Source organism: Shigella sp. FC1544 (genome assembly GCF_001722145.1).
GTDB lineage: Bacteria > Pseudomonadota > Gammaproteobacteria > Enterobacterales > Enterobacteriaceae > Escherichia > Escherichia coli.
On the sequence record NZ_MECT01000306.1, the window covers coordinates 1 to 1,311 of the forward strand.

The following is a 1,311-nucleotide window of genomic DNA, read 5'->3' on the forward strand; positions in this document are numbered from 1 at the left end:
ACGGTTGTGGCGCACGTCTTCGGTGAACGCACTCTGGCCACACTGGAGCGTCTTCTGAGCCTGCTGTCGGCCTTTGAGGTCGTGGTATGGATGACGGATGGCTGGCCGCTGTATGAATCACGCCTGAAGGGAAAGCTGCACGTTATCAGCAAGCGTTACACTCAGCGCATTGAGCGACATAATCTGAATCTGAGACAACATCTGGCAAGGCTGGGACGGAAGTCACTGTCGTTCTCAAAATCGGTGGAGCTGCATGACAAGGTCATCGGGCATTATCTGAACATAAAACACTATCAGTAAGTTGGAGTCATTACCTGAGTTCGTCCCTCATCGAACTCAGGCTTTTTTATTGGCATTTCATCTCCATCTGCGGCACACGCAATTGCCAAAGCATATCGATACAGCACCTTACCCTGCCCCTCCTGCCACAATAACATCTACCAGCGACTCTTCCAGCCAACACCCCAAATGCACATTCTGATGAATTACCCCGTAACAAACACGCTTCCCAAATAGAAATCTTTGCAAAAATAGTGCATGAAATAAACTTTTTCTCTACCAATCCGCGATATAAATATTCATCAGCACCACAATATTCCACATCACTAAATCTCTCCCCACCGCCCCGCATCTCTGATAATGGTCTAAAATCATTGAGGCCACTTGCGACGACGTTGCTCAATAAGGAAAATTTGGCGTGAATAATATTCAACACCAGTGCAGCATCATCATTACATACTTACACCCGCCGACTACCGCTTTCGATATATTGACTCAATTTTCCAGCCTGGTTAAAAATAGCGACCAGCTCAGTCGCAAATATAGTGACTACCCTAACTAAGCAACAATAAGGAATACACTATGACTGTTCAAACAAGTAAAAATCCGCAGGTCGATATTGCTGAAGATAATGCGTTCTTCCCTTCAGAATATTCGCTTAGCCAATATACCAGTCCCGTCTCTGATCTTGATGGCGTGGACGGTAATGACTCCAACTTATTGATAGTGTTTTATGTTCAGATAATGCCCGATGACTTTGTCATGCAGCTCCACCGATTTTGAGAACGACAGCGACTTCCGTCCCAGCCGTGCCAGGTGCTGCCTCAGATTCAGGTTATGCCGCTCAATTCGCTGCGTATATCGCTTGCTGATTACGTGCAGCTTTCCCTTCAGGCGGGATTCATACAGTGGCCAGCCATCCGTCATCCATATCACCACGTCAAAGGGTGACAGCAAGCTCATAAGACGCCCCAGCGTCGCCATAGTGCGTTCACCGAATACGTGCGCAACAACCGTCTTCCGGAGCCTGTC

At 47.6% G+C, this 1,311-nt stretch carries 3 pseudogenes; 2 read left to right on the forward strand and 1 reads right to left on the reverse strand.

The window, feature by feature from the left end:
* Both BGK49_RS14825 and BGK49_RS30490 read left to right on the forward strand, forming a co-directional pair.
* A pseudogene (locus BGK49_RS14825) lies at positions 1-300 on the forward strand (IS1-like element IS1X2 family transposase); the annotation flags it as partial.
* Positions 301-861: 561 nt separating this feature from the next.
* Positions 862-981: pseudogene (locus tag BGK49_RS30490) on the forward strand (glyoxalase III HchA); the annotation flags it as partial.
* 15 nt (positions 982-996) lie between these two features.
* On the opposite strand, the pseudogene BGK49_RS27365 reads toward BGK49_RS30490, so the two are convergent.
* Positions 997-1,311: pseudogene (locus BGK49_RS27365) on the reverse strand (IS1-like element IS1B family transposase); the annotation flags it as partial.